This is a genomic window from Flavobacterium sp. 21.1 (genome assembly GCF_057801535.1).
On record NZ_JBYNXA010000001.1, the window covers coordinates 317,802 to 342,894 of the forward strand.

23 protein-coding genes are annotated in these 25,093 nt (G+C 37.6%); 7 read left to right on the top strand and 16 right to left on the bottom strand.

Going from position 1 to position 25,093, the window contains the following annotated elements:
- Nucleotides 1-45 precede the first annotated feature (45 nt).
- From AC3E9U_RS01415 to dnaK, 6 genes are all read right to left on the bottom strand, one after another.
- The gene (locus tag AC3E9U_RS01415; RefSeq protein ID WP_488745495.1) at nucleotides 46-1,446 is read right to left on the bottom strand and encodes an aspartate ammonia-lyase; all 1,401 of its coding nucleotides are present in this window, start codon (nucleotides 1,444-1,446) and stop codon (nucleotides 46-48) included.
- Nucleotides 1,447-1,584: 138 nt separating this feature from the next.
- The gene (locus AC3E9U_RS01420; RefSeq protein ID WP_488745119.1) at nucleotides 1,585-2,661 is read right to left on the bottom strand and encodes a type II asparaginase; all 1,077 of its coding nucleotides are present in this window, start codon (nucleotides 2,659-2,661) and stop codon (nucleotides 1,585-1,587) included.
- 17 nt (nucleotides 2,662-2,678) lie between these two features.
- The gene (locus AC3E9U_RS01425) at nucleotides 2,679-3,920 is read right to left on the bottom strand and encodes a DcaP family trimeric outer membrane transporter (protein WP_488745120.1); all 1,242 of its coding nucleotides are present in this window, start codon (nucleotides 3,918-3,920) and stop codon (nucleotides 2,679-2,681) included.
- A 191-nt stretch (nucleotides 3,921-4,111) separates the two neighbouring features.
- Nucleotides 4,112-4,288 carry a CAL67264 family membrane protein gene (locus tag AC3E9U_RS01430; protein ID WP_488745496.1) on the bottom strand — a complete coding sequence of 59 codons (177 nt, stop codon included), beginning with the start codon at nucleotides 4,286-4,288 and terminating at the stop codon, nucleotides 4,112-4,114.
- A gap of 175 nt (nucleotides 4,289-4,463) precedes the next feature.
- Nucleotides 4,464-5,051, bottom strand: coding sequence for a hypothetical protein (locus AC3E9U_RS01435; RefSeq protein ID WP_488745121.1), 588 nt, complete (start codon nucleotides 5,049-5,051; stop codon nucleotides 4,464-4,466).
- Nucleotides 5,052-5,177: 126 nt separating this feature from the next.
- Nucleotides 5,178-7,064 (bottom strand): molecular chaperone DnaK, encoded by a 1,887-nt coding sequence (dnaK, locus tag AC3E9U_RS01440; protein ID WP_488745122.1) that lies wholly within the window; start codon nucleotides 7,062-7,064, stop codon nucleotides 5,178-5,180.
- 377 nt (nucleotides 7,065-7,441) lie between these two features.
- On the opposite strand from dnaK, the gene AC3E9U_RS01445 reads away from it, so the two are divergent.
- Complete coding sequence (locus tag AC3E9U_RS01445) at nucleotides 7,442-8,863, top strand: L-serine ammonia-lyase (protein WP_488745123.1); 1,422 nt, start codon at nucleotides 7,442-7,444, stop codon at nucleotides 8,861-8,863.
- 49 nt (nucleotides 8,864-8,912) lie between these two features.
- Here the strand turns inward: AC3E9U_RS01445 and AC3E9U_RS01450 are convergent, their stop codons facing one another.
- From AC3E9U_RS01450 to AC3E9U_RS01470, 5 genes are all read right to left on the bottom strand, one after another.
- Complete coding sequence (locus AC3E9U_RS01450) at nucleotides 8,913-9,995, bottom strand: porin (RefSeq protein WP_488745124.1); 1,083 nt, start codon at nucleotides 9,993-9,995, stop codon at nucleotides 8,913-8,915.
- A 9-nt stretch (nucleotides 9,996-10,004) separates the two neighbouring features.
- Complete coding sequence (locus AC3E9U_RS01455) at nucleotides 10,005-11,945, bottom strand: KUP/HAK/KT family potassium transporter (RefSeq protein WP_488745125.1); 1,941 nt, start codon at nucleotides 11,943-11,945, stop codon at nucleotides 10,005-10,007.
- Nucleotides 11,946-12,067: 122 nt separating this feature from the next.
- Nucleotides 12,068-12,751, bottom strand: a complete 684-nt coding sequence (locus tag AC3E9U_RS01460; RefSeq protein WP_488745126.1) for a response regulator — start codon at nucleotides 12,749-12,751, stop codon at nucleotides 12,068-12,070.
- Nucleotides 12,744-13,856 carry a sensor histidine kinase gene (locus AC3E9U_RS01465; RefSeq protein ID WP_488745127.1) on the bottom strand — a complete coding sequence of 371 codons (1,113 nt, stop codon included), beginning with the start codon at nucleotides 13,854-13,856 and terminating at the stop codon, nucleotides 12,744-12,746. The genes AC3E9U_RS01460 and AC3E9U_RS01465 overlap by 8 nt, the downstream gene beginning before the upstream one ends.
- 93 nt (nucleotides 13,857-13,949) lie before the next feature.
- Nucleotides 13,950-14,390 (bottom strand): nuclear transport factor 2 family protein, encoded by a 441-nt coding sequence (locus AC3E9U_RS01470; protein WP_488745128.1) that lies wholly within the window; start codon nucleotides 14,388-14,390, stop codon nucleotides 13,950-13,952.
- A gap of 95 nt (nucleotides 14,391-14,485) precedes the next feature.
- Between AC3E9U_RS01470 and panB the strand changes: the two genes are divergently transcribed.
- From panB to ypfJ, 6 genes are read left to right on the top strand one after another with little or no spacing between them, the layout of a single operon-like run.
- Nucleotides 14,486-15,304: a 3-methyl-2-oxobutanoate hydroxymethyltransferase gene (gene panB, locus AC3E9U_RS01475; RefSeq protein ID WP_488745129.1), complete on the top strand. Its 819-nt coding sequence runs from the start codon at nucleotides 14,486-14,488 to the stop codon at nucleotides 15,302-15,304.
- Nucleotides 15,291-15,791, top strand: a complete 501-nt coding sequence (locus tag AC3E9U_RS01480) for a GNAT family N-acetyltransferase (RefSeq protein ID WP_488745130.1) — start codon at nucleotides 15,291-15,293, stop codon at nucleotides 15,789-15,791. The genes panB and AC3E9U_RS01480 overlap by 14 nt, the downstream gene beginning before the upstream one ends.
- 49 nt (nucleotides 15,792-15,840) lie before the next feature.
- Nucleotides 15,841-16,476, top strand: a complete 636-nt coding sequence (locus AC3E9U_RS01485; RefSeq protein ID WP_488745497.1) for an RluA family pseudouridine synthase — start codon at nucleotides 15,841-15,843, stop codon at nucleotides 16,474-16,476.
- 43 nt (nucleotides 16,477-16,519) lie between these two features.
- A complete protein-coding gene (locus tag AC3E9U_RS01490) occupies nucleotides 16,520-17,884 on the top strand; it encodes a hypothetical protein (protein ID WP_488745131.1) in 1,365 nt (454 codons plus the stop codon).
- Between the two features lie 10 nt (nucleotides 17,885-17,894).
- Complete coding sequence (locus AC3E9U_RS01495; protein WP_488745132.1) at nucleotides 17,895-18,644, top strand: hypothetical protein; 750 nt, start codon at nucleotides 17,895-17,897, stop codon at nucleotides 18,642-18,644.
- A gap of 36 nt (nucleotides 18,645-18,680) precedes the next feature.
- Nucleotides 18,681-19,535, top strand: a complete 855-nt coding sequence (gene ypfJ / locus AC3E9U_RS01500) for a KPN_02809 family neutral zinc metallopeptidase (RefSeq protein WP_488745133.1) — start codon at nucleotides 18,681-18,683, stop codon at nucleotides 19,533-19,535.
- 147 nt (nucleotides 19,536-19,682) lie between these two features.
- Here ypfJ and AC3E9U_RS01505 read toward each other — a convergent pair whose 3' ends face one another.
- The 5 genes from AC3E9U_RS01505 to AC3E9U_RS01525 all read right to left on the bottom strand — a co-directional run bounded on the left by AC3E9U_RS01505 (nucleotide 19,683) and on the right by AC3E9U_RS01525 (nucleotide 25,088).
- Nucleotides 19,683-20,261 (bottom strand): hypothetical protein, encoded by a 579-nt coding sequence (locus tag AC3E9U_RS01505; RefSeq protein WP_488745134.1) that lies wholly within the window; start codon nucleotides 20,259-20,261, stop codon nucleotides 19,683-19,685.
- Nucleotides 20,262-20,272: 11 nt separating this feature from the next.
- Nucleotides 20,273-20,890, bottom strand: coding sequence for a DUF4136 domain-containing protein (locus AC3E9U_RS01510; protein ID WP_488745135.1), 618 nt, complete (start codon nucleotides 20,888-20,890; stop codon nucleotides 20,273-20,275).
- A 166-nt stretch (nucleotides 20,891-21,056) separates the two neighbouring features.
- Complete coding sequence (locus AC3E9U_RS01515; RefSeq protein ID WP_488745136.1) at nucleotides 21,057-22,592, bottom strand: YifB family Mg chelatase-like AAA ATPase; 1,536 nt, start codon at nucleotides 22,590-22,592, stop codon at nucleotides 21,057-21,059.
- An 808-nt stretch (nucleotides 22,593-23,400) separates the two neighbouring features.
- Nucleotides 23,401-24,069: a hypothetical protein gene (locus tag AC3E9U_RS01520; RefSeq protein ID WP_488745137.1), complete on the bottom strand. Its 669-nt coding sequence runs from the start codon at nucleotides 24,067-24,069 to the stop codon at nucleotides 23,401-23,403.
- 650 nt (nucleotides 24,070-24,719) lie between these two features.
- Nucleotides 24,720-25,088 carry a hypothetical protein gene (locus tag AC3E9U_RS01525; RefSeq protein ID WP_488745138.1) on the bottom strand — a complete coding sequence of 123 codons (369 nt, stop codon included), beginning with the start codon at nucleotides 25,086-25,088 and terminating at the stop codon, nucleotides 24,720-24,722.
- Nucleotides 25,089-25,093: the final 5 nt, after the last annotated feature.

Sequence of the window (25,093 nt, forward strand, 5' to 3'; positions counted from 1 at the left end):
TGGGACCTATTTTATTTCCGGATTCCTCCGAAACAAATTCCACAACTATTTTTTTTGTTGTCCCGTCATTTCAGCAGGATCTAACAGTTTTTTAATCTGATCCTCGGTAAGCAATTTCTTTTCACGGATCAATTCAAGAATCCCTTTATTGGTTTCAAGAGCTTCTTTTGCCAGCTCGGTTGTCTTTTCGTAACCAAGAACAGGATTTAAAGCTGTAACAATTCCGACACTTCTATTAATATAATTTTGAAGTACTTTTTCGTTTGCTGTAATTCCGTCAATGCAATTTTTACGGAATAATGGCATTGATTTATAAAACAACGCCTGAGATTCCATAATTGCAACAGCTACAACAGGCTCATAAGCATTCAGCTGTAAAAGTCCATCCTGAGATGCCATCGAAACCGTAACATCATTACCTATCGCTTTAAAACAGATCTGGTTCATCAATTCCGGCATTACCGGATTAACTTTTCCAGGCATGATTGACGATCCGGGCTGAAGTGCTGGCAAATTGATCTCAAAAACACCTGTTCGCGGACCTGTGGTCAGGAAGATTAAATCACTGCTGATTTTAGATAAGGTAACAGCTAAATTTTTTATTGAAGAAGAATACATTACAAAGGCCTGCATACTGCTTGTTGCAGCAATAAGGTCTTTAGATGTATGAATTGGTTTTCCTGTGATTTTAGCTAATTGTGCCGAACATTTTTCAGCATAACCCGGAGTAGCTGTAAGTCCGGTACCAATTGCTGTTGCCCCCATATTCACTTCATACAGATAGGCTTCTGATTTACGCATGGCATCGATGGCTGCGTCAAGCTGATATCCGAAGGCATGAAACTCCTGTCCCAATGTCATTGGTACGGCATCCTGTCCTTCTGTACGACCCATCTTTAACAGATGATTAAACTGATCTCCTTTTTTATGGAAAGACTGTGCTAACAATTGTGCTTCCTTCATAACTTTATCGTTATGCAGAATCAGTGCAATATGGATTGCTGTTGGGTAGACATCGTTTGTGGACTGTCCCATGTTTAAATCGTCATGAGGTTCGATATACTGATACTCCCCTTTCTTTTTCCCCATCATTTCAAGGGCGATGTTTGCCAGTACTTCATTGGCATTCATATTAGCTGAAGTTCCTGCACCTCCCTGATACAAATCGGTTAAAAACTGATCGTGATATTTACCGTCCATCACCGCTTTGCAGGCCTTCTCGATTGCATCGAGTTTTTCTTTTTTCATTCGGCCGACTTCGGTATTAGCACGTGCAGCGGCAAGTTTTACCATGGCATAAGCCTTTACATAATCGGGATAAAAATTAGTCTTCACTCCGCTAACCTGAAAGTTTTCCAAAGCTCTGAGCGTTTGAACGCCATAGTAAGCATCAGCGGGTATTTGCTTTTCACCCAACAAATCTTTTTCTGTTCGGACTTGAGCAATTGAATATTGTGATGAAGCAATCATCAGCAACACAAGAGCGATATATTTTACTTTTCTCATGACTTTTTATTTTACTCGGAAATAATTTTAAAAATCATTCCGATGGTTTTTACAAGGGACATTTAGTAACCTGAGCGATTAATACTCAAAGAAATATTGCTGTAGTTGTTTTTTATCTTTGGTTTTGGTTAAACCCAGCATTAGTAAGATACGTGCTTTTTGAGGATTCAAATCGTCACTTACAATGGTTCCCAGTTTGTCATCGTCAACTTCGTCTTTTAAAACCACTCGTCCGGAGACGCATCTGGTGGCACGGCACACTACAACCCCTTTTTTTACTGCAGCGTCAATAGCATCATAATAGGCTTTGTTGAAATTTCCGTTTCCGACACCTGCGATAATAATTCCGTCGACTTTTTCATTTACTAAAGCATTGATTAAAGAAGGATTAGCGTCAGCATACATGTAAACGATTTCCACACGAGGCATTTTAGTTACTCCAGAGATATCAAACGGAGTGTTTTTATCCGATTTACGCGCAGATTCCGTATAGTAAACCGGTTTTGCATCATATACCTGCCCAATCGGACCGGCATTTGGAGCAGTATAGGCTTCCATGTGAGTGGAACTTGTTTTCACTATATCCCTTCCGTCAAAAATACTTTCTGAAAATACTACAATCGGACCTCTGCCTTTACTCTTCGGGCTTGCTGCAACCACTACCGCATCAAACAGATTTTTAGGCCCATCAGCGCTGATGGCTGTTGCTGCACGCATGGATCCTGTAAACACCACAGGTTTATCGCTACGTAGCGTTAAATTAAGGAAAAATGAAGTCTCTTCCTGAGTGTCTGTCCCGTGCGTAATCACAACGGCATCCGCCTCATTTTTACTGAATATTTCGTTGATGCGTTTGTTCAGTTTCATCCAGATTTCAATACTCATATCCTGACTACCGATACTGGAAATCTGCTCACCCGTTACAGTAGCATATTTATGTATTTGCGGTACGGCACTTAACAATTGATCAATCGGAAGTGCACCAGCTTTATACCCTGCCTGATCCGCAGCGGCACCGGCACCGGCAATGGTTCCACCTGTCGCAAGAATTTTTACGCGAGGTAAGTTTTGAGCCTGAACAATAAATCCAAAAAATAAACTTAGTGCAAGAAGTATCATTTTTGCAGTTCTTGCGGAAACTATAGTTGTTTTCATAGCAGATAAATTAAGCGTTACTGATTATTTTTTTTGTAGAATATTTCGCTGAAGTTGTATTTAAAAGAAAATTGAATCTTAGTAATAGAAGCATCAATAAGTTGAGAAGGATCAATCTCTACAGGATCTAAGCCTTCATGAAAGTTTGTACGGTCCCCCCATTGGAATTCGACTCCTAACATTGCATTTTTAGTTGGGTAATACATCAGATTGGCTGCGATGTACTGACCTTTGCTGAAATCATCTTTTGTCTGTCCGTTAGAATTATCGATATCAATCATTGAATAACCGATGGCAGTACTGAATTTTTCGTTCCAATTGTGGTCAATAAAGGCTGTAATCCCTAAAACAGGTAAAGCGACACCATGAAGCGGAGAAGCAAGATCATTTGGATCATCTCTTTCAATTCCCACATCTTCCGGTGCGTCATTCATGTAGTTTTCAATACCTTCTCCATAGAGAACTGCACCTCTGAAAACAGTACTTTTTCCAAATTTGACATTGGTACTCAGGTTAAGTCCCCATCCGACAACCTCATCACTAAAATCATTACCATCTGTAGTATTGGTATCATCCCATTGTATACTTCTCACAATACCTGCCAGTTCCAAATAACCAAAGTTGGCTCCGTAACGGTATTCGAACGATAAATCGGGTAATGGAAAACGAGGTGCTATATCGTCTGGAATACGAGCTGCATAAGCTCCTTGATCAGCACTGGCTCCCGGTCTTTCCAAAGCAATAGTTAAACGGGTATCGCCTTGAATTGGCATATAGCGAATCTGTACATTTCGGTAAAAAGCCATCCCTGTAGGTCCCCAATATTCCACTGTGTTAGGAAACACGTCAATATCCATGAACGGGCTCCAGGTTTGTCCGACTCCAAATTTACCCAACTCTGCATAAGCATGACGCAGACGAATGGTGGTTTGTCCTGCATCGTCCCCTGTACCGAACATTTCAAATTCGAAGTGAGTTTTTAGTTCGCCCATCGGGGTATCAAAATAATTCTTGAAACCTAATCGGGTCTGACGAACGGAAAAATAGGTGTTACCGTCGGTCCCATACGCATTTTTAGTCGTAGGAAGTTTTGTCGGTCTGACAACATCGTACCAATCCGGATGAATCTGATCGAAATTATATCCGGCATCCATCATAATGAAACCGAAAATTTCCATGCTCTTTTTAGGCGGTTCATCCTGCGCATTTAGAATCGTAGCGCACAGGACAAGCCCTATACCTGTAAAAAAATTCTTCATATTTCAATTATCAGCTAGATTGTTTGCAAGACTAAAAGTATGTAGTTTTGAAAAATTTAACATACTTATCCGATTAAACTCACTAATAATCGTTATAAAGTAAATTATTACAAATAAAATATAAAGAATATTGAATTGTGACTTTTGTAAAAATTTAATTATAGTAAAAAACCCTTGTAACCTGCAGCGGCTTATACCCTTCCTTTTAAGGCATTAAAAACCCAGGCTATGGCAAAGAATCCTATACCGACAGCAGCAAAGCCCCATCCGGCAACATCCGCATAGCGATATATGGCAAGCCCGATCAATATACATCCCATTATAACCATGATAAAAGTGGCCCAACCTAAAACTGTATTTTTGTTCATCATAGTTTTATAATTTTAGAATTGATTTAAGGACTGTAAATATCGTAATTAAAGTTGTTTTGCGAAAATTCATCTCTCTATTGGCGTTTTTAATCGTCCAGTAGTTTGCACCAATATCAAAAGATATATTTTAACATAAAAAAAGCCGGTAAGAGTACCGGCTTAATTCATCATATTATTTCTTACCTGCGGCAACATATTTTTTTGCTGCTGCATCATAAGTCTGTTTCGTTTCAGAAGATTTACCTTTAAAAAGGATGTCTCCGTTTGGCAACAATTTGAACTCATATCCTTCGCTTCTTCTTCTTTGTTGGGTTTCAGAAACTTCTTTGGCTTTATCCAAAAATACTTTTTCGGTAATATTGGTAGTGGTCTGTGTATTGGTAACTACTCTTGCTTTCGTAGCTACATCCCAGATTTCCGAAACTGTACTGGTCATGTCTTCTGTTTTCAGATCGGTTTTGTTAGTTCCTTTTTCTATCCAGGAAATATAGTACAACTGGGTATCTTTTGCTTTGAAACTGGTAATTTTACATTCAGACAATTTCTTTTTGGAGTCAAGCGGACGGGTAAACAGCACTTCTTTTTTACCACCTTCAGTCAAATAGAGATGAAATTCGTTTTTCACAATTTCGGCGCTAAGTTTATCCGATTTAGCTAAAACTTCGGAAGAAGTTCCTTTTGAACTGCCTTTTTTCTTTTTCTGACTGTAGCCCACAGCTGTCATCAATACTAATGCAAATAATAAAAGTGTTTTTTTCATAAGTTGTTTAATAGGTTTCTTGGTTTTGGAAATGTACAATTTTTTTTGACAAATACAAACATTTCAAAAATCGAAATAAAAAAACCACGCCGTTAAGCGTGGTTCTAAATTTATGATCTCAGAAGATTATTTCACTTCTTCGAAGTCTACATCCTGAGTTGTATCTCCTGAAGCATCTGCTTGTGGTTGTGCTTCGTGCGTTTGTCCTTCAGCCTGCGCTTTGTACATTTCCTCTGAAGCATTTTTCCAAGCTTCATTGATAGCATCTAAAGCCGGTTGAATAGTATCAACATCTTTAGTTTCGTAAGCTGTTTTCAATGAATCTAAAGCAGCCTGGATGTTTGACTTGTTTCCTTCTGATAATTTATCTCCGAATTCAGACAATTGTTTTTCAGTCTGGAAAATCATTCCGTCAGCCTCGTTCAATTTGTCTACTTTTTCTTTAGCCAATTTGTCAGCTTCAGCATTGACCTCAGCTTCTTTACGCATTCTTTCGATTTCTTCCTGTGTTAATCCTGAAGAAGCCTCGATACGGATATCGTGTGATTTACCGGTTCCTTTATCAACAGCTGTTACATGGATAATACCGTTAGCATCGATGTCGAAAATTACTTCGATTTGAGGTACTCCTCTTGGTGCTGGCGGAATTCCGTCTAAGTGGAAACGACCAATAGTTTTGTTATCGTTCGCCATTGGACGCTCACCCTGCAACACGTGGATTTCCACTGAAGGCTGATTGTCTGCCGCTGTAGAGAATACCTGTGATTTTTTAGTTGGGATAGTCGTATTTGATTCAATTAATTTTGTCATTACGCTTCCCATAGTTTCAATACCTAATGAAAGTGGCGTAACGTCTAATAACAACACGTCTTTCACGTCTCCGGTTAATACACCACCCTGAATTGCAGCTCCAATTGCCACAACCTCATCCGGGTTAACCCCTTTTGATGGTTTTTTACCGAAGAATTTCTCTACCTGCTCCTGAATTACAGGGATACGTGTAGAACCTCCAACTAAGATTACTTCGTCGATATCCGATGTAGATAAACCTGCATCTTTTAACGCTTTAGCAACCGGATCCATTGAACGTTTCACCAAAGTATCAGCCAATTGCTCGAATTTGGCACGAGTCAACGTTTTTACTAAGTGTTTCGGTCCTGAAGCCGTAGCTGTAATATATGGTAAGTTAATCTCTGTCTGTGTAGAAGATGATAACTCGATTTTAGCTTTTTCAGCAGCTTCTTTCAAACGCTGTAATGCCATTGGATCTTTACGTAAATCAACACCTTCTTCACTGTTGAATTCACCTGCCAACCAATCAATGATTACCTGGTCGAAATCGTCACCTCCTAAGTGCGTATCTCCGTTTGTAGACAATACTTCGAATACACCGTCTCCTAATTCAAGGATAGAAATATCGAAAGTACCCCCACCTAAGTCGTAAACCGCAATTTTATGATCGTGACCTAATTTATCCAAACCGTAAGCTAACGCTGCAGCTGTTGGTTCGTTGATGATTCTGCGTACTTTTAAACCTGCAATTTCACCAGCCTCTTTTGTAGCCTGACGCTGAGCATCGTTAAAGTAAGCAGGTACAGTGATAACCGCTTCAGTAACTGTAGTACCTAAGTAATCTTCAGCTGTTTTTTTCATTTTCTGAAGTACCATTGCTGATAATTCCTGTGGCGTATAAAGTCTTCCGTCGATATCAACACGTGGAGTATCATTATCACCTTTAACAACTTTGTAAGCAACAGTAGATGCTTCTTTAGCGCTTTCAGTGTATTTGTTACCCATGAAACGTTTGATAGAAGCGATAGTTTTAGTTGGATTCGTTACTGCTTGTCTTTTCGCAGGATCACCCACTTTAATTTCGCCACCTTCCACAAAAGCAATTACAGACGGTGTTGTTCTTTTTCCTTCGGCATTAGCAATTACAACCGGCTCTCCACCTTCCATTACGGATACGCAGGAGTTTGTTGTACCTAAGTCGATTCCAATAATCTTACTCATTTTTATAATAGTTTAATTTTAATTCAAAGTTTGAAACTCGAGAGGCAAAATGACAATGATTGTGCCAAGAAGAAAAAACACTTAAAATGTCATATTTCCTAATAAAAGAAATTAAAAAAACTGACAGGATGACACTAGGTCCTATTCATCTAAATCTTTAAAACCTATATTTGGCACTTAATTGAGGTTACTGACAGGCCTCCAAAATTTAAAATTGGATTTTAGTACATTTACGGATTACAATTGTAATCCTGTTTTAAAACATCGGGACAAATAATAAGGTTGTTATAAAAAAGTGAAACGTTATGAACTGTCAAATTATCGGTTTATCTTTGTGTTGCACAAATCTTTCTTAAGAATAAATACCAGAACAAATTATGGAATGTATATCCGTTTTCGATATGCTTAAAATCGGGGTTGGACCTTCCAGTTCCCACACTTTAGGCCCTTGGCGTGCTGCCGAACAATTCCTTGCCGAAATCCGCGAACGCAATCTGATTGATAACATCAACCGTATCAAAGTGGATTTATATGGTTCGCTTTCGCTGACAGGAAAAGGTCACGCTACAGATTTGGCTGTAATGTTAGGACTAAGCGGTGCAGATCCTGAATACATTCCTGTTGAAAGCATTGATGTGATCATCACGGCTATCAAGAACAAAAAGGAAATCTTTCTGGGCAACGAAATCATTATTCCTTTCGATTTTGAAAAAGACATCGTCTTCAATAAGAACTTCTTACCGTTCCATGCTAACGGACTGACATTTACGGTATACACGGACAACGAGGAATATGCCTCTACCTTCTACTCTATCGGAGGTGGATTTGTGGTAAAAGAAGACAGAGAACATTCAAAAGAAAACAAAGAAATAAAGCGTTCTTTCCCTTTTCCTATTGAAAAAGCGGAGGAACTATTAGCCTATTGCCAGAAAGAAAACAAGAAGATTTCCGAAATCGTTTTCGAAAATGAAAAATCGATGCGTTCCGAAGAAGAAATCAGTCATGAACTGATGCGCATATGGAATACCATGTTGGAATGTATTTATATCGGATGTCATACTGAAGGAACTTTACCGGGCGGATTGAATGTACGTCGTCGCGCGTATGACATGCACAAAAACCTTATCGGCGTTTTACCGTATGACAACCCGCAATCCTGGCTGGAAACTATTCGTATGACCGAAGTGAAATTCCGTCAGATTTTAAAATGGGTAAGTTGTTTTGCTTTGGCAGTTAATGAAGTGAATGCTTCTTTAGGACGAGTTGTAACGGCTCCTACCAATGGAAGTGCCGGAGTTATCCCTGCCGTATTAATGTATTACTTGGTAATTGAAAACCACGAAGCTAACGAAGAACAGATCAAACAATTCCTGATGGTTGCCGGCGAAATTGGAAGTATCTTTAAAAAAGGTGCTACCATTTCTGCAGCAATGGGAGGTTGTCAGGCTGAAATCGGAGTATCATCAGCAATGGCAGCAGGAGCTTTATGTGAAGTGATGGGCGGAACTCCGGAACAGGTTTTAGTAGCCGCAGAAATCGCAATGGAACATCATTTAGGTTTAACTTGTGATCCGATTGGCGGATTGGTTCAGATTCCATGTATCGAAAGAAATACAATGGGTGCCATAAAAGCAATCAATGCAGCCGAATTAGCCATGGAAACCGATCCTAAAAATGCAAAAGTCCCTTTGGATAAAGTGGTAGATACCATGTGGCAAACCGCCAAAGATATGAACAACAAATACAAAGAAACTTCCGAAGGAGGTTTGGCAGTAGCCGTTAATATGTCGGATTGTTAATCTACGTTATAAAATAAGTGAAAGGCTGTCTTGATGACAGCCTTTTTATTTAAAATTCAAATGACATTGAAGTGGTGATAAATACATTCTCTTTAGAATAACCGCTTTGCGTTTTAAAATTCTCATTATCGGAATGCAGCCATCTTGCCTCACCCCTTATTTTTACTTTAGCATTAGGAAGAAAATCCAGATTCAGCGAATTGCCGATGGTTTTAAAACTTCCGTAAGTTGCCGGAATCACAATATTTTCCTTATCCTGATAATATTCTGAACGATAAGCCATCTGCCATTTATCTGAAATACCGTATTGCATAATGACAACAGGGCTATACCAGTTCGCATAACAGTCTCCATCAATTCGTTTTTGTAAACCGTAATCGAAACCTGCAATCATACGCCATTTATCACTCCACTGATAATCCCAATAAAGATTGCTGAAATAACGGGTTCGCAGGTTATGGCCTATTGGTTCGTCTCCAACAAATGTACTCCAGTTCAATGTACTTTTTGAAGTAGATTTGTAGACAATCTGACTGCTAAAAGCCGGAAGTGCATTACTATTAGGCTTACTGATTCGTTGCCAGCCATTATTCAGCATCCCTGCGAATGCCCATTTTTCGTTTGGTTTGTAATTTAGTTTTACACCGGTTAAAAAGTACGGAGAACCTTCTGCTAAAAGAGAACGCGTCAGGTTTAGGTTACCTGCCGACGCAGCCGTTTCAAATCCGATATGCGAAGCGAAAATTCCGGCTTCGATACTCGTTTTCTGATACTTGTCAAGATAAACGCCTATATTGGCTTCGTTAAAAATCTTTATGTCTTCATTTACATAATTGTCCTGTACATAAGTTCCAGCCTGAATCGCAATTTTAGCGTAAAAATTCTCGTAAGAAACGGCACTTCTAAGCAAAGCCATATTCACATTAAACTCATTATGCCTGTTATGATTATAAAGAAAATCTTGTCGTTTTACACCTTCGGGGCGATTGAAATCATACGTATAAAACGTTTCTATATATCCTGAAAAGTCAATCTTCACTTTTGAAGAAGGAATAGTATCCTGTGCTAAAACAAAAAATCCGCTCATCAAAAGCAACAATGTGAAAATCACTTTATTTTTACTGTTTTTCATTTAGCTAATTTAACTCGATTTTCGTTCCAAAGCAATATTGGAAACCGGATGATAAACCATAGGGACTTTTTCAATCGCGACATCACTTCTGTCCAAACCAAATGCTTTTTCATCGGAAATAGACAATCTTTTCAATATAAAATAAGACGTTAATAACCAATCGTGTTTAATCGAAAACTCGTTTTCAACTGAAAGAAACTTTTCAATAATCACAAATTTGAAATCCGGTTCGGCATTGTATTTTGTAGAACCATCGGGGCGGATATGCAGACTCAGTTCTTTTCTCTGCACAAGTTCCTGAACAATCCTTTTGAAATACAATTCTACTTTAGGCTGCACTCGGAAACCTACATTCAAAATCACCTTGATGACTTTATCGTCTAAAATTTCCACTACTTCATAATTCAACGTAAAAGGTTCATTCGTTCTGTTGATGTGCAAAAACCAATACACATCAGCTCGTTTCGGCTTTTTGGCAAAAATGGATTTCATTACCTTTTCTTCAATCTCATAAGTTCGATCTGCTTTGGACAAATAAATTAAATGTGTCGAATATTTCGGAATGGAATCGTCTTCACTTAGTTCTTTCAACATCGGTGTCTGTTCGACCAAATTGACAAATTTCAAAAATTTATTATTAAGTCTTCTGGAATAATACCAAACGTACATCACCATGAAAATAAAAAGCTCGAAGAACAAAAACATCCATCTTTCTTTGATTTTTACCACATTGGCTACAAAAAATGAAATTTCAATGATCGAAAAGATAATCAGTATTGGTGCGACCAGACTCATTTTCATTTTCTTAATAAAAATCATATAATAGCCTAATAAGAAAGTCGTCATGAGCATTGCAATCGTAATTGAAAAACCGTAAGCCGCTTCCATATGCGCCGAATTCTTAAAATAGAGAATCATCATAAGACAGCCAACCCATAAAATGGCATTAATGGATGGAATGTAAATTTGTCCTTTCAGATCCGTTGGGTTTTTCAGGGCGACTCTTGGCCAGAAATTCAGAGAAATTGCTTCGTTTATTAAAGTATAAGAACCACTGATCAAGGCTTGGGAAGCAATGATTGCTGCCGCTGTGGCGATTATAATTCCGACAATCAAAAACCATTCGGGCATAATAGCATAAAATGGATTTCTGCCACCAAGATTGGGACTGGTTTGCGTCATTAGCCAAGCCGCCTGACCTAAATAATTCACCAACAATGAAACTTTTACAAATCCCCATGTGATACGGATGTTTTTTCTTCCGCAATGTCCTAAATCGGAATACAAAGCTTCTGCTCCTGTCGTACAAAGAAATACGGCGCCCAGCAACCAGAATCCGTGTGGGTATTGCACCAAAAGTTCATAAGCGTAAATCGGGTTTAAGGCCTTTATAATTTCCGGATGATGAATGATTTGCGAAACTCCCAATACTAAAAGCATGCTAAACCAAACCACCATCGCGGGGCCGAACAAACTTCCTACTTTCTGGGTTCCGAAACGCTGAAAGAAAAACAGGGCAGAAAGAATTACAATTACAATGGGAATCGTTGGAATTCCAGGGATAATAACATCCAAACCTTCCACAGCAGAAGCCACTGAAATTGGGGGTGTAATAATGCCATCAGCTAAAAGCGTAGTTGCTCCTAAAATGGTAGGGATTACAAGTTTTCCTTTTCCGAATCTCTTTACCAGAGCATATAAAGAAAATACACCTCCTTCTCCGTTATTATCGGCCGAAAGCGTCAGAAAAATATATTTGAAGGTTGTCTGAAAAGTTAATGTCCAAAATACGCATGAAACTCCGCCATAGACTAATAATTCGGATATTGGACGATTCCCTATTATCGATTTCATCACATACAACGGACTGGTACCGATATCGCCATAAATAATTCCAAGTGCGACAAGCAAGGATGCTACAGTGACTTTATTTACTGTTTGAGTGCTCATTTTAATTAATTTTTTGATTTTTAAGTATTTATATTGATTTGTTTCTGAAAAGTTTAGGCAACAGAAGGGCTGACTATGAAATTGAATTCCATAATCCCTAAAATGATTTTATAATAAATTAGTTAGCTGATATTAAAGCGATATCCGATTCCCGATTCGGTTAAAATATGTTTCGGACGGTTCGGATCTTTTTCAATTTTTTTTCTCAGTTGCGCTATAAAAACTCTTAAATATTGGGTTTGGTCGATGTAGCTCGGTCCCCAAACCTCTTTTAAGATATGCTGATGTGTCAGTACTCTTCCTTCGTTTTTGATTAATAGAGCGAGTAAGGTATATTCTGTTGCCGTAAGTTTTAAAACTTCATCATCAACTTTTACAATTCTGGCCGTAAAGTCGATTTGAATGTTGTCCATCGTCAAGACTGGCTCGCTTATACTGCCTGTTGTAATTCGCAATGCGGCTCTCACCCTGGCTAATAATTCCTGCGTTCTGAAAGGTTTGGTCAGGTAGTCATTAGCACCATTGTCTAACGCTCTTACAATTTCTTCTTCTGCGCTTTTTACGGATAAAATTATCACGGGATTTTTAAACCATTCCCTAAGCTGTACCAGAACATTCTGACCGTCGTCATCCGGTAAGCCGAGATCCAAAATAACCAGATCCGGCGGATGATTTGCTGCAAACATTAAACCTTCCTTCGCATTGGCCGCAAATTCTGTTTTATAACCATTGGCCTCCAGGGTGATCTCCAATAATTTTCGGATCTGACTTTCGTCGTCTACTACTAAAATGGCTGCATTATTCATGGCTAATCGAATTGGTTTGCATTACAACGGCAGGAAATGAAACCGTAAAAACTGCGCCGGTTCCCTCTTCTTTATTCTCAACGGTGACTTCACCTTTTTGCGCTTCCACAAAACCTTTCACAATGGAAAGACCTAAACCGGTTCCTCCTGTTTTAGAATCTTTTAAGCGATAAAACTTATCAAAAACTTTATCAATTTCTTCTTCCGGAAAACCATTTCCATCATCTGTTACCCTAATGATACAGGTCATCTTTTTACCATCTTCTCCTTCCAGATCAACGTCGGGCAAATATTCAATCCCTACTTCAATTAAAGCTCCTTGCGGAGTATATTGTGAAGCATTAAATATCAGATTGTAAACTATTTGTTCCGTTAAACCATAATCCAGTTTAAACAGAGGAAGGTATTCGGGATTTTTTACTTTGATTCTGTGATGCAGCAATTCTTCCTTCAGATGATCCAACACGTTATAAACCAATTCCTTCACATCACACCAATCCATTTTAGGTTGTATGTAACCGGATTCCAGACGTGACATGTTCAGTAGATTTTCAACCTGATGATTCAATCGTAAAGATGCTTTTTCCATCTCCGACAATAATTTCGTACTGTTTTCTTCTGAAATTTTCGGGTTCACCTGCAGTGTTCCGACTGCTCCCATTATGGTTGAGATAGGTGTACGCAATTCATGTGATAACGAATCTAATAGCGTATTATAAAGTTTCATGGTTTGCAGTTTTGCTTCTTTAGTATGGGCCAGCTGATTCGCCTTTCTGATCTTAAAGGTCAATACGGCATTTATCATGGCTATGATAAAAAAGAGGAACAATAACAAACCGTCATTAGCCGAATCTACATGCAAGGTATAATAAGGCTTGATAAACAGAAAATCCATCGCCAATGCACTTAATAAAGCCGCAACCAGCACCGGATAAATATCAAGGAAAATTGCCAATACTGAAACCAATACTAGCAATAAATAACCAATTACCGTATAGTCCAGTAAATCGCGTGTAAATAAAAACAAGGTCGATACTAAAGCAACGGAAACAACACTAAACAGGTATTGATTTTTGGTTCGTGTATGTTGAATAAACTTTTTCACTTTCTTATGACTTAATTACTAGACAAAGTTAAGCCATAAGTTGTAAGTATTTTATAAGATGAAACGAGCTAAGTATAAAGATTTTATAAAGATTTATTTCGCAGCTTTTCGTCGGGTATCAATAACATAAATGATTTTCCAAATGTCGTTGTCCTTATAAAAAGTAAACGCGTTTACTCCGGAATGACTCAATTTCCCGTTGACATAAAATTCATAGGGCGTCCAGGCATGTGCCATCTTTCCATCGATCTGAACATTGTAACTTAAGATCCGTTCCTCAAATTTCATATCAGCCGGAAGCGTCGAAAACGATTTGTAAAACTCGGACGCTTTTTCGTCGACAAGCTTACTGCCCTTCGGCCCTTCTATTATCGTTTGCAGGATCATTCTGTCATGACAAACCGATTTGATTTTTAAAGTGTCTTTGGCATGAAACCCGTCAAAAAAAGTTTTCACGGTATTTTCTACCTCTGCTTTTTGAGCCTGCGAACCGATTGTAAAACAAAGCATTAAAAGTAAAACTAGTTTTTTCATAATCTTAAGGTTTTGAGTATAAGTAGTATTTATGGGAATATTGTTACGCTATTCTGGAAATTGTAGTAATTTTACAGTTCATAAATTTTAGAATCATGTCAGTAGCCAAAAAAGATTACAAAAGAGTCACTACAAAATCCTTAATTGAAATGAAGTCGAACGGAGAAAAAATCTCCATGCTGACAGCTTATGATTACACTATGGCAAAAATTGTCGACAGTGCCGGAGTGGATGTAATTTTAGTAGGCGATTCGGCCAGTAATGTAATGGCGGGACATGAAACTACTTTACCTATTACTTTAGACCAGATGATTTACCACGCATCTTCAGTGGTTAGAGCTGCGGAAAGAGCTTTGGTGGTTGTGGATCTACCTTTCGGATCGTATCAGTCGGATCCAAGAGAAGCGCTTCGTTCTTCTATCAGAATCATGAAAGAAAGCGGTGGACATGCCGTAAAACTGGAAGGTGGTAAAGAAATCAAAGAAAGTATCAAAAAGATCCTAAATGCAGGGATTCCGGTAATGGGCCATTTGGGTTTAACGCCGCAATCCATTTACAAATTCGGAACTTACAATGTTCGCGCTAAAGAAGAAGCAGAAGCTGAAAAACTAATTGAAGATGCCAAAATGCTTGAAAAAATAGGATGTTTTGCCTTGGTATTGGAAAAAATACCATCTTCATTGGCACAAAAAGTAGCGGAAAGCATTTCTATTCCCGTAATTGGAATCGGTGCCGGTAGCGGTGTTGACGGACAGGTTTTGGTACTGCATGACATGATCGGAATGACCCATGAATTCAGTCCGCGTTTCTTACGTCGCTATATGAACTTGTATGAAGACATGTCCAAAGCCATCGGACAATATGTAACCGATGTAAAATCTGTTGACTTTCCAAATACCAATGAGCAATATTAGTATTGATACGCAGCGACTTTCATCAAAAGTACTGGATCAGGATGATGCTGATTTTATCTACAGACTTCTAAATACGGAAGGTTGGAAAAAATTCATTGGAGACCGTAATATAAATTCAATCGAAGACGCCAAAAACTATATCGATAAAATTGCGGAAGCCGAGAATATCAATTATTTCGTAATTATTGAAAAGACGAACGCTGCAAAACTTGGACTTTTCACCATTATCAAACGAGATTTTTTAGATCATCCCGATATAGGATTTGCGTTTCTTCCGGAATTTGAAGGCAAAGGTTATGCCTATGAAGCTTCGAGAGCTTTTATGGATATCTTAGCCGAAAAACATTCTAAACTATCCGCCATTACCAATTTGGATAATCACAGTTCCATCAGACTTCTTGAAAAACTCGGTTTAAAATTCAAGGAAGTGATTATTGAGAATGACGAAAAACTAAACCTTTTTGAAATTGAGTTCGAATCAAAATAAAATAATTTCCACTAAAGACAATCTGCAGATCCTGCACGAAGACAATCATATGATCATTGTCAATAAACGTGTGGGCGATATTGTCCAGGGTGATAAAACTGGTGATAAACCGTTGTCGGATGTTGTAAAAGAATACATAAAGGAGAAATATAATAAACCGGGAGAGGTTTTTTTAGGCGTTGTTCACAGATTGGACAGACCTACAACCGGTATTGTGGTTTTTGCGCGGACTTCCAAAGCCTTAACGCGTTTAAATGACTTATTCAAAAACCGGGAAACCCAGAAAACCTATTGGGCAGTTGTAAAAAACCAGCCTCCTAAAACGGAAGATAATCTGATCCATTTCCTAAAAAGAAATCCGAAAAGCAATACTTCTAAGGCCCATACTAAAGAAGTTCCCGATAGCAAAAAAGCCAGTCTGGATTATAAAATCATCAAAAAGCTGGATAATTATTATGCGTTGGAAATTAACCTTCATACGGGAAGACATCATCAGATCCGAAGTCAGCTTTCTGCCATTGGCTGTCCGATAAAAGGGGATTTAAAATATGGTTTCGACCGCAGTAACCCTGATGGAGGGATACATTTACACGCCCGGAAATTAGTTTTTAGCCATCCGGTCACCAAAGAACTTCTGGAGATCATCGCTCCTGTTCCCAACGATACTATTTGGAAAAGTATTTAACTTTTTAGTATCTTACCACTTGAATACACATTAAATAACACATATGACAAAAAAAATACTTTTTGCATTTACTTTACTTTCCCTTAATGCCTTTTCGCAGGAACATTTTTCAGGAATAAACATTTCCAAAAGAAACGGATTACTCAACGCTTATGTGAATCCGGCAGAATTAAACAATATGACGACCCGATATGACATTAATGTCATCAACATGAGTACCAACGTTTCCAACAATAAAATCAAATTTTCAGATATTTTGGATGGTGAAAATATTGAGGATAAAATTTTTACCGGGACCGAGCCGGTTAATATGCGTTTGGATGCTTTGATTTTAGGACCATCCTTTGCAATGAAAGTTAACAAATGGGCTTTTGCTCTTACTTCCGCAGGAAATATCAAAGCAAATGCTATAGATGTCGATGTTGCTTTGGGACAAGCGCTTAATAATAATTTCCTTGGAACAGCGGCAATAAATTCAGACTACAACCAAAGAATGAATGGTGCTACCTGGGGAGAAATTGACCTTTCCGCAGCAAGAACCATCTTTGAGGATGAACTTCATAAATTCAATGCAGGAGCAACGTTCAAATTACTTTTCCCCGGATCTTATACCAATTTCGGAATGAGTAATCTGCATGGAACCGTAACTGTTAATCCGGTTAACGGAGATGTTTTACTGTACAATGCAACCGCTAATGTGAATTTTTCCTATTCCGGAGCATTAGCCGAAAGTTATGAAAACCGTTCTAATTATGATGAAATCTTCGCCGGAGGTTTAAACGGTTTTGGTGCCGATTTCGGATTCAGCTATCAATTAAAAGAAAAAGCTGCTGCTGCAGTTGACGGAGCAACTCAACAACCGGCCGGGTATAAATTAAATGCCGGTCTTTCGATCCGAAACATGGGCAGCATGACTTTTAAATCGGAAAATAACAAATCGGCTAATTATACACTTAATATCCCTACGACCAATCCGTTAAATCTGGAAGAGTTCAATGATGCGGAAAGTGTTGCAGATATAGAACAGATATTAAAAGACAAAGGCTACTTAACTCAGCAAAATTCTACAAAGGATTTTAAAATAAAACTTCCTGCGGTTATAAACGTGTATGCCGATTACAAAGTTTACAACAAGTGGTCGGTTTCGGCTTATACGCAACAAAAATTATCGGATGACAGTGATAATGATTTCACAACGATACAAAATATCATAACCTTGACACCTCGATTTGGTGGCGAAAATTATGAGATTTACATGCCTTTTTCAAGCAACGAGATTTCCGGATTCACTACTGGTTTCGGATTCCGAGCGGGCGGCTTTTTCTTAGGGTCGGGTTCAATAGTAACAGCAGTATTAAATGATTCAAAACAGGCGGATATTTACCTGGGCTTTAGAATCGCACTATAATTTTCAAAGTATGAATTACATCAACACACGTCTTAACGAAATTAGACAAAAAGGCTATCAGTTGGATTTGGGAAATCTTATAAATGAGAGCATAGAAAGCTATAAGAAAATTGCCTTATTAGCAGGCTTGGCGTTATTAATTGTAATGTTAAGTCTTATTATTGTTTCTTTTTTCGGAATGACTTATTTCGTGGATATGGAAAACTTTTCCCCGGAAGCTTTAAAAATCAATTTTGAAACATTTACACCTATTCAATTAGTAGCCTATATTGGCGGAGTTTCTGTTTTAACGATGATTCTGACTCCCTTTACCGCGGGTTTGATCAAAGTTGCCCATGATGTGGAGACTAAAGACGAAATTTCATTTTCCACCATTTTTGATTGTTATGGGGAAAAGTATGTCGGACACCTTCTACTTTCTTCATTCCTACTATCATTAATAACCAGTGTAATTACAGTTGGATTTCAGATAATTCATTTAAATTTTGTTGGTACACTGTTGACTTACCTCATAGGTTTTTTATCATGTATGACGATTCCCTTAATTGTTTTCGGTAGATTATCTGCCCTGGACGCCATAGCTAACAGTATCATGGTAGTATCAAAACAGCCCTTAATTATTTTTCTGGCTATAGTGATTGCCGTAATTTGCTCACTGCTAGGTATTTTCGGATTTTGTATAGGTATATTCTTTACAATGCCTTACCTTTATTGTATGTATTATGCGATTTATAAAAACAGTGTCGGTTTTGTAAAATAGCAGCAATTTTAGCATCTAATTTTAATCCTGTATACTATGAAATGGCAAGGCAACAGAAAAAGTGACAATGTCGAAGACCGAAGAGGAATGTCCACCGGAGGGAAAACTATTGTTGGTGGTGGCATAGTTGGTATCATAATTTTACTGGTAAATCTTTTTGGTGGAGAAAATGCCCAGCAACTGACGCCCATTTTAGAGCAAATGCAGCAGGGACAACCCGAACAAACGGAACAAAGAGCACTTACTGCCGAAGAAGTGGAAATTGGTGATTTCGTCAAAACTAATTTTGCTTTCATGGAGGATACCTGGGGTAAAATATTTGAAGAAAACGGCATTACCTATGAAAGACCTAAGATGGTTCTTTTCACGGATCAGGTTCAGACTGCATGTGGCAATGCAACTTCAGCTTCAGGACCTTTCTATTGTCCTGGTGACAAAAAAGTATACATGGACATGGCATTTTTTGAAGAACTGAGAACACGCTTTGGAGCTCAGGGAGGCGATTTTGCCATTGCTTATGTTATGGCGCATGAAGTTGGTCATCATGTACAAACTTTATTGGGAACATCGGCAAAAGTCAGACAATTACAAAGCAGTAAAAGTCAGGCGGATGCCAACAAGTTATCCGTTTGCCTGGAACTTCAGGCCGATTTTTATGCCGGCGTGTGGGCTTATTACAATAAAAAAATTTTAGAAGAAGGTGATATCGAAGAAGCTTTAAGTGCTGCCAATGCGGTTGGTGATGACGCCATACAAACCAAAATGCAGGGACATGTAAACCAGGAATCGTTCACTCACGGCACTTCAGAGCAACGCATGAAATGGTTTATGAAAGGTTATAAAACCGGCGACATTAAACAAGGCGATACTTTTGCAGAAGAATTAAAATAAACGTTTTCATATAAAGATAATTACATAATTTTTCACAATATCAGAAAAACAAAAAAAGTATGGATTTATGCAATCCATACTTTTTTTTTAACTAACTAACTAAACAAATTTTATATAAGAATAACGTATTACATCTACTGCAATTAACTAAAACACATATCCTATATTCAATGCTAAATAGTTTACGGCGTCAACATCATCGGAATCAGTACCGATGAGATATTTAGCAGTAACCGAGATTTTAGCATTCGGACCTGCTTCAAAAATTGCTCCTGCTTCGGGTCTGAACGCAAATTGGAATCCTTCATTATCTATAAGGAAAACTCCCATTTCAGTTCTTTGGAACACATAATTACCTCCGATTCCGATTCCGACAAACGGATCAACTTTTGTGTTAGGTTTAAAATAATAATCGCCTGATATCATCATGGGAATATTATGTAGATAACGGAATTGGATTCCCGAAAGCGATTCGTTACCATAAGTATAGGTGGCGTAATCCTTTTCTTCATAGAAGAAGTTATACCCGATGCCAACTCCGACACCAATATTAGGTTTTACCATATTTCGATATTCAAACGCAAGACCTCTAAAACTGACATTGTCTACAAAATCGGAACCAAACCCTATTGAATATTCCAATGAATAAACATGCTTTTGACTCTGGCTATATGATACGGAAGTTAATAAACATCCCAAAAACAAAGTATAAAATAGTTTTTTCATAATCGCTTCAATTAATTAATTCTTAAATACTGAGATTGTGCAAAAACCTGATTAATGCCTTTATTGGCTCTATCGGTACTATACGTTCCATAGAATATTCCGTTTATCGCTCCCGTCCAAACCGATCTTCTCTTTCCATTGCTCTGTGTATTATAATCGATCATGCTCATTAACAAAGTTCCTGTAGTGTAACTGGTAACAACCGGATATGGATAATACCATCCGCCGCCACAATAGTAAGGATCCCAATAACACCAATATCCACCTCCCCAAACTGAAATCGTTGTAGTTGTCCATGAAACAGGTAAAAGTTCTACGTCAGGATCAGGATCACCTGCTGTTGTCGGAAGAGGTATTTTTGTCCAACCCAAAGCCTGAAGATTGGCATCAATTCGATCTAAAATTTCGCCTGCAGGTCCATCCGGAACAAATTCCACTTCTTCATCATTACCCAAAATGACGATCTTATCAGGCATGGAATACGTTCCCGCATTCTGAAAATTAAAACCCTCATCAAAAGCCGAATAAGCAATATCAAAATCTTCGGTATCCTCAGCGCCATTAGGGTAACATCCCGACAATAAAACAAAAGATGCCATTAAAGTCAGAGCAAAAATTTTCTGTTTCATAATATTTTCATTTGAGTTATTAAAGAATATTTAACAAAACTAACGACTAAACTTACAAAACAATTCATATTTTTATTGCATAAAAATCAAAAAAATCGTTAAAATACAATTAAAACACTTTGAAAAGCATTTTTGTGTTTACAGAAGATTTGAGATACCTTCACGATCATCCCAGCCAACCTTCCCTATCCAGACTTCGATACTGAATCGCTTCCGAAATATGATTGGATTCCACTTTTTCTGAGCTGTCTAAGTCGGCAATAGTTCGCGATACTTTTAAAATCCTGTCATAAGCACGTGCAGACAGATTCAACCGTTCCATGGCGGTTTTCAACAATTGTAGTGAGGTCGTATCCAATGCACAATACTCCCTGATTTGTTTTGTGGTCATTTGTGCATTGTAATGGATGCTTTCAAAATTTTCAAACCTAACCGACTGGATTTCTCTTGCTTTTGTTACCCTTTTTCTTATGTCCACACTGCTCTCGCCGTTTCGGGTATCGGAAAGTTTTTCAAAAGGAACGGGTGTTACTTCCACGTGGATATCAATTCGGTCTAATAATGGTCCTGAAATCTTGCTCATGTACCGTTGCATTTCGGCTGGCGATGAACTTACCGGGGCATCGGGATCATTAAAATAGCCTCCCGGACTCGGGTTCATACTAGCCACCAACATAAATGAAGAAGGATAGGTTATGGTAAACTTAGCCCTTGAAATCGTCACTTCCCTGTCTTCCAGAGGTTGTCGCATTACTTCTAAAACTTCACGCTTAAATTCGGGTAGCTCATCCAAAAACAATACTCCGTTATGAGCTAGGGATATTTCCCCAGGCTGTGGATAACTCCCTCCTCCGACCAATGCGGCAGACGAAGCATTATGGTGCGGACTTCTAAACGGCCTTTGATTCATCAGTCCGGCATCTTTTACCTTTCCTGCCACACTGTGGATTTTGGTAGTTTCCAAAGCTTCTTTTAATGTCATTGGTGGCAGGATGCTGGGCAAACGTTTTGCCAACATGGTTTTTCCGGCTCCGGGTGGCCCGATTAGTATTAGATTATGTCCGCCGGCAGCGGCTATTTCCATGCAGCGCTTTATGGAGTCCTGTCCTCTTACTTCTGCGAAATCAAACTCGGGATAATCTAAGGTTTTATAGAATTCCTCCCTGGTATTAATCACGGTTGGTTGCAACGTTCCTTTACCTTCAAAGAAATCAATGACTTCGAGTACATTCTCTACTCCGTAAACGTCTAATCCGGCTACTATTGCTGCTTCTTTGACATTTTCCTTAGGAAGGAAAAAGCCCTTATACCCTTCTTCTTTAGCTTTAATTGCAATGGACAAAGCGCCTTTTATAGGCTGCATACCGCCGTCCAGGGAAAGTTCGCCCATAATAATATAGTTCCCGACTTCTTCTGATTTAATTTGGCCGGTAGCAGCTAAAATTCCGATGGCAATGGTGAGATCATATGCAGAACCTTCTTTTCGCAGATCGGCCGGCGCCATATTGATGGTGATCTTTTTTACGGGCAGCTGGTAACCGTTGTTCTTCAGCGCGGCGGCGATGCGGTAACTGCTTTCTTTTATGGCGTTGTCGGGCAATCCTACCAAGTGGTAGCCGACTCCTTTATCAATGTTTACCTCTACGGTAATGGTCGTGGCATCAACTCCGAATACGGAACTTCCAAATACTTTAACTAACATGGCTTATAAAATTATAAGACAAATATTACAATTTTATTTTAATTACAAAAATGTTGCTGAAGATTTATGGAGTTATTTTTAAGTGTAACAAGAAGATCGATTCCTATGTAAAGACCTTCGAATGAAAACAAATGGCTTTTCTCCTAAGTTATTTACGAGCCAATTATCTGGAAAATAAGTTATATCAGTACTATATTGGTACTATATCAGTACTATATCAGTACTATATCAGTACTATATCCGTGCTATATCAATACTATGTCAGTACTATGTCAGTACTATATCCGTGCTATATCAGTACTATATCCGTGCTATATCCGTGTTATATCCGTGTTATATCCGTGTTATATCCGTGTTATATCCGTGTTATATCCGTGTTATATCTATTAGGTAAAATTCTCAAAAAACTTAATTGTGGACTAATAATAGAGAATTTATTTTGCAATTTATTGTTGAAAAATTTGTTTCGATATTGATCGTAGGCACGGATTACAAATCCGCGCTATCTGGGTTTTATGAAAAAAATAGATATTAATGTATAGAGGGAGCATAATGCTCCCTCTATTTTTATCCTAAAAAAATCAAGTTAATGCTTAATTTCTTTAGTAGCAAAATATTTAATAATGTAAAGCAATGACCCAAAAACAGGAATAAATAAAGCAATTGCTATCCAAATAAATTGTATAATCCCCTTTTCTCTTTTATAAATACAAACCAATGCGTAAAAAAACATTATTACGTATATTAACAAAAAGAAAATAATTTGATAAGGCCCTATTAACATATTCATATATTACTATTATTATTATTATTTACAACACCACGTCACACGAGTACAACACATCATTGTGAAGCAATCAGTTTCCATTCCTCCAATTTTTGTACATCCTTGTAGTGAACCAGCATAATCAATGGCATTTTGAAGACAATTAGCTTCTGAAGCTGCCATAGTAATACCTACACCTACTGAATAAAATGTATCAAAAAAACCACATGGAGTAGTTCCACCACCACCGCCACCTGCTGGGTATCTACTCATTATATTAAATGTCTCTTTGTCGCTGGCATCAGTATTCAGTTCATGGAGAATTAACATTAAAACTGCTGCATTAAAATCATTATAAACATCTGCATTGTCCTTAATATTTCCTTCATAATCTGGAGTGTAAATATAAAAACTGTCACCGTCATTTTTAATGCTATACCCTTCATACTTTGTTAATGAAACTGTTCCATCTTCACCAACAACGAAAGAATAGTTCGCTAAATCAACAAATTTTTTATTAATATAGAAACCTTTAAAAGTATTTAATGTATATTCAATATCACCTGATTCCCTTTGAGTAATACTAATATCAGACACACCCATATTTCTAAATTGCTCGGTCATTTTAGTCGTAGGTTCATCTTTTTCACACGAAATTAAAGAAATCGTTAATAAGGCTAATGCGAAAAGACTAAATAGTTTTTTTTTCATTATTATTGTACTTATTTTTTTAATTGCAGTCTTACAATATGTCGCCAAACATTTTTAGGTAAGGCTGCTTTTTATTTTGGTCGGAAACTCGAAACATTTTGAAAACCCAACCTTTATTTTCAAATGTTGTTTAAAGGATAGCTAAGCCTTTATTGTAATTACAATTAGCATTTTAAAGCGAGTGCAAAACTAGAACCTTTTTTTATTTCCTACAATTACCAAAATTCCTGATTTCCAAACCACTACGATCAATAACATTATTATTAACAATTTAATTGAATTTAACATTCACTAATTTTAGTGATTAGCATGTATACACCTACAAATACTGATTTACAATAACACAAAATATTAAAAATCAGTTATTTAATAAATCTGGATATAGTACACCGCTGTGTAAAGTCCTCGCTCCGCAAAGTCTCCCGACTTTGAGCCAATTAATAACTATTCCGCTTTTCTATAAATCATTATGTCAAATTTAATCAATCACAATTCTTAGTAATAGAAAAAGCTACAACTTTAAGGCCGTCACTTTTGTTTACTATTGCTCAAAGTCGGGAGACTTTGCGCAGCGGGATATCTTAAATAAAGAAAGCTGGTGTTATACCAGCTTCTACTTTAATGATGTTTAGAACGTCATTAAAATTTTACTATCCCTTTTCAATTTTCGAAGCAATTAAAACTTCTTTACCATTAATTTTAAATGCCTTGACTTTTACTTTTACAATATCATTATTGTGATAATTATAATTTTCAAAAAAATCGTGGTTAAAAACTTCATCATTAATTGGAATTTCAATTTTTTTATTATTTCTCAATACATATAAACTAGAAGTAAAATATTTTTCTTTAATTCCAGTAGCCTTCGACAAATCCTCTAAATGATATTTTGGACTAATTTTACCATAATCAACAATTTCAACATTTAAAATTTTTGTCTCCAACTGATTAACATTTTGAGATTTACAATTGAAGTTAAAAACTAATAAAAAAAGATAGATTAAATTTTTTGTTCTCATAATAG

Excerpts from the sequence above, each read along its gene's own strand:
- AC3E9U_RS01420 (WP_488745119.1), bottom strand. The coding sequence starts at position 2,661 with ATGAAAACAACTATAGTTTCCGCAAGAACTGCAAAAATGATACTTCTT.
- AC3E9U_RS01425 (WP_488745120.1), bottom strand. The coding sequence starts at position 3,920 with ATGAAGAATTTTTTTACAGGTATAGGGCTTGTCCTGTGCGCTACGATT.
- AC3E9U_RS01430 (WP_488745496.1), bottom strand. The coding sequence starts at position 4,288 with ATGAACAAAAATACAGTTTTAGGTTGGGCCACTTTTATCATGGTTATA.
- AC3E9U_RS01435 (WP_488745121.1), bottom strand. The coding sequence starts at position 5,051 with ATGAAAAAAACACTTTTATTATTTGCATTAGTATTGATGACAGCTGTG.
- dnaK (WP_488745122.1), bottom strand. The coding sequence starts at position 7,064 with ATGAGTAAGATTATTGGAATCGACTTAGGTACAACAAACTCCTGCGTA.
- AC3E9U_RS01445 (WP_488745123.1), top strand. The coding sequence starts at position 7,442 with ATGGAATGTATATCCGTTTTCGATATGCTTAAAATCGGGGTTGGACCT.
- AC3E9U_RS01450 (WP_488745124.1), bottom strand. The coding sequence starts at position 9,995 with ATGAAAAACAGTAAAAATAAAGTGATTTTCACATTGTTGCTTTTGATG.
- AC3E9U_RS01455 (WP_488745125.1), bottom strand. The coding sequence starts at position 11,945 with ATGAGCACTCAAACAGTAAATAAAGTCACTGTAGCATCCTTGCTTGTC.
- AC3E9U_RS01460 (WP_488745126.1), bottom strand. The coding sequence starts at position 12,751 with ATGAATAATGCAGCCATTTTAGTAGTAGACGACGAAAGTCAGATCCGA.
- AC3E9U_RS01470 (WP_488745128.1), bottom strand. The coding sequence starts at position 14,390 with ATGAAAAAACTAGTTTTACTTTTAATGCTTTGTTTTACAATCGGTTCG.
- panB (WP_488745129.1), top strand. The coding sequence starts at position 14,486 with ATGTCAGTAGCCAAAAAAGATTACAAAAGAGTCACTACAAAATCCTTA.
- AC3E9U_RS01480 (WP_488745130.1), top strand. The coding sequence starts at position 15,291 with ATGAGCAATATTAGTATTGATACGCAGCGACTTTCATCAAAAGTACTG.
- AC3E9U_RS01485 (WP_488745497.1), top strand. The coding sequence starts at position 15,841 with ATGATCATTGTCAATAAACGTGTGGGCGATATTGTCCAGGGTGATAAA.
- AC3E9U_RS01490 (WP_488745131.1), top strand. The coding sequence starts at position 16,520 with ATGACAAAAAAAATACTTTTTGCATTTACTTTACTTTCCCTTAATGCC.
- AC3E9U_RS01495 (WP_488745132.1), top strand. The coding sequence starts at position 17,895 with ATGAATTACATCAACACACGTCTTAACGAAATTAGACAAAAAGGCTAT.
- ypfJ (WP_488745133.1), top strand. The coding sequence starts at position 18,681 with ATGAAATGGCAAGGCAACAGAAAAAGTGACAATGTCGAAGACCGAAGA.
- AC3E9U_RS01505 (WP_488745134.1), bottom strand. The coding sequence starts at position 20,261 with ATGAAAAAACTATTTTATACTTTGTTTTTGGGATGTTTATTAACTTCC.
- AC3E9U_RS01510 (WP_488745135.1), bottom strand. The coding sequence starts at position 20,890 with ATGAAACAGAAAATTTTTGCTCTGACTTTAATGGCATCTTTTGTTTTA.
- AC3E9U_RS01515 (WP_488745136.1), bottom strand. The coding sequence starts at position 22,592 with ATGTTAGTTAAAGTATTTGGAAGTTCCGTATTCGGAGTTGATGCCACG.
- AC3E9U_RS01520 (WP_488745137.1), bottom strand. The coding sequence starts at position 24,069 with ATGAAAAAAAAACTATTTAGTCTTTTCGCATTAGCCTTATTAACGATT.
- AC3E9U_RS01525 (WP_488745138.1), bottom strand. The coding sequence starts at position 25,088 with ATGAGAACAAAAAATTTAATCTATCTTTTTTTATTAGTTTTTAACTTC.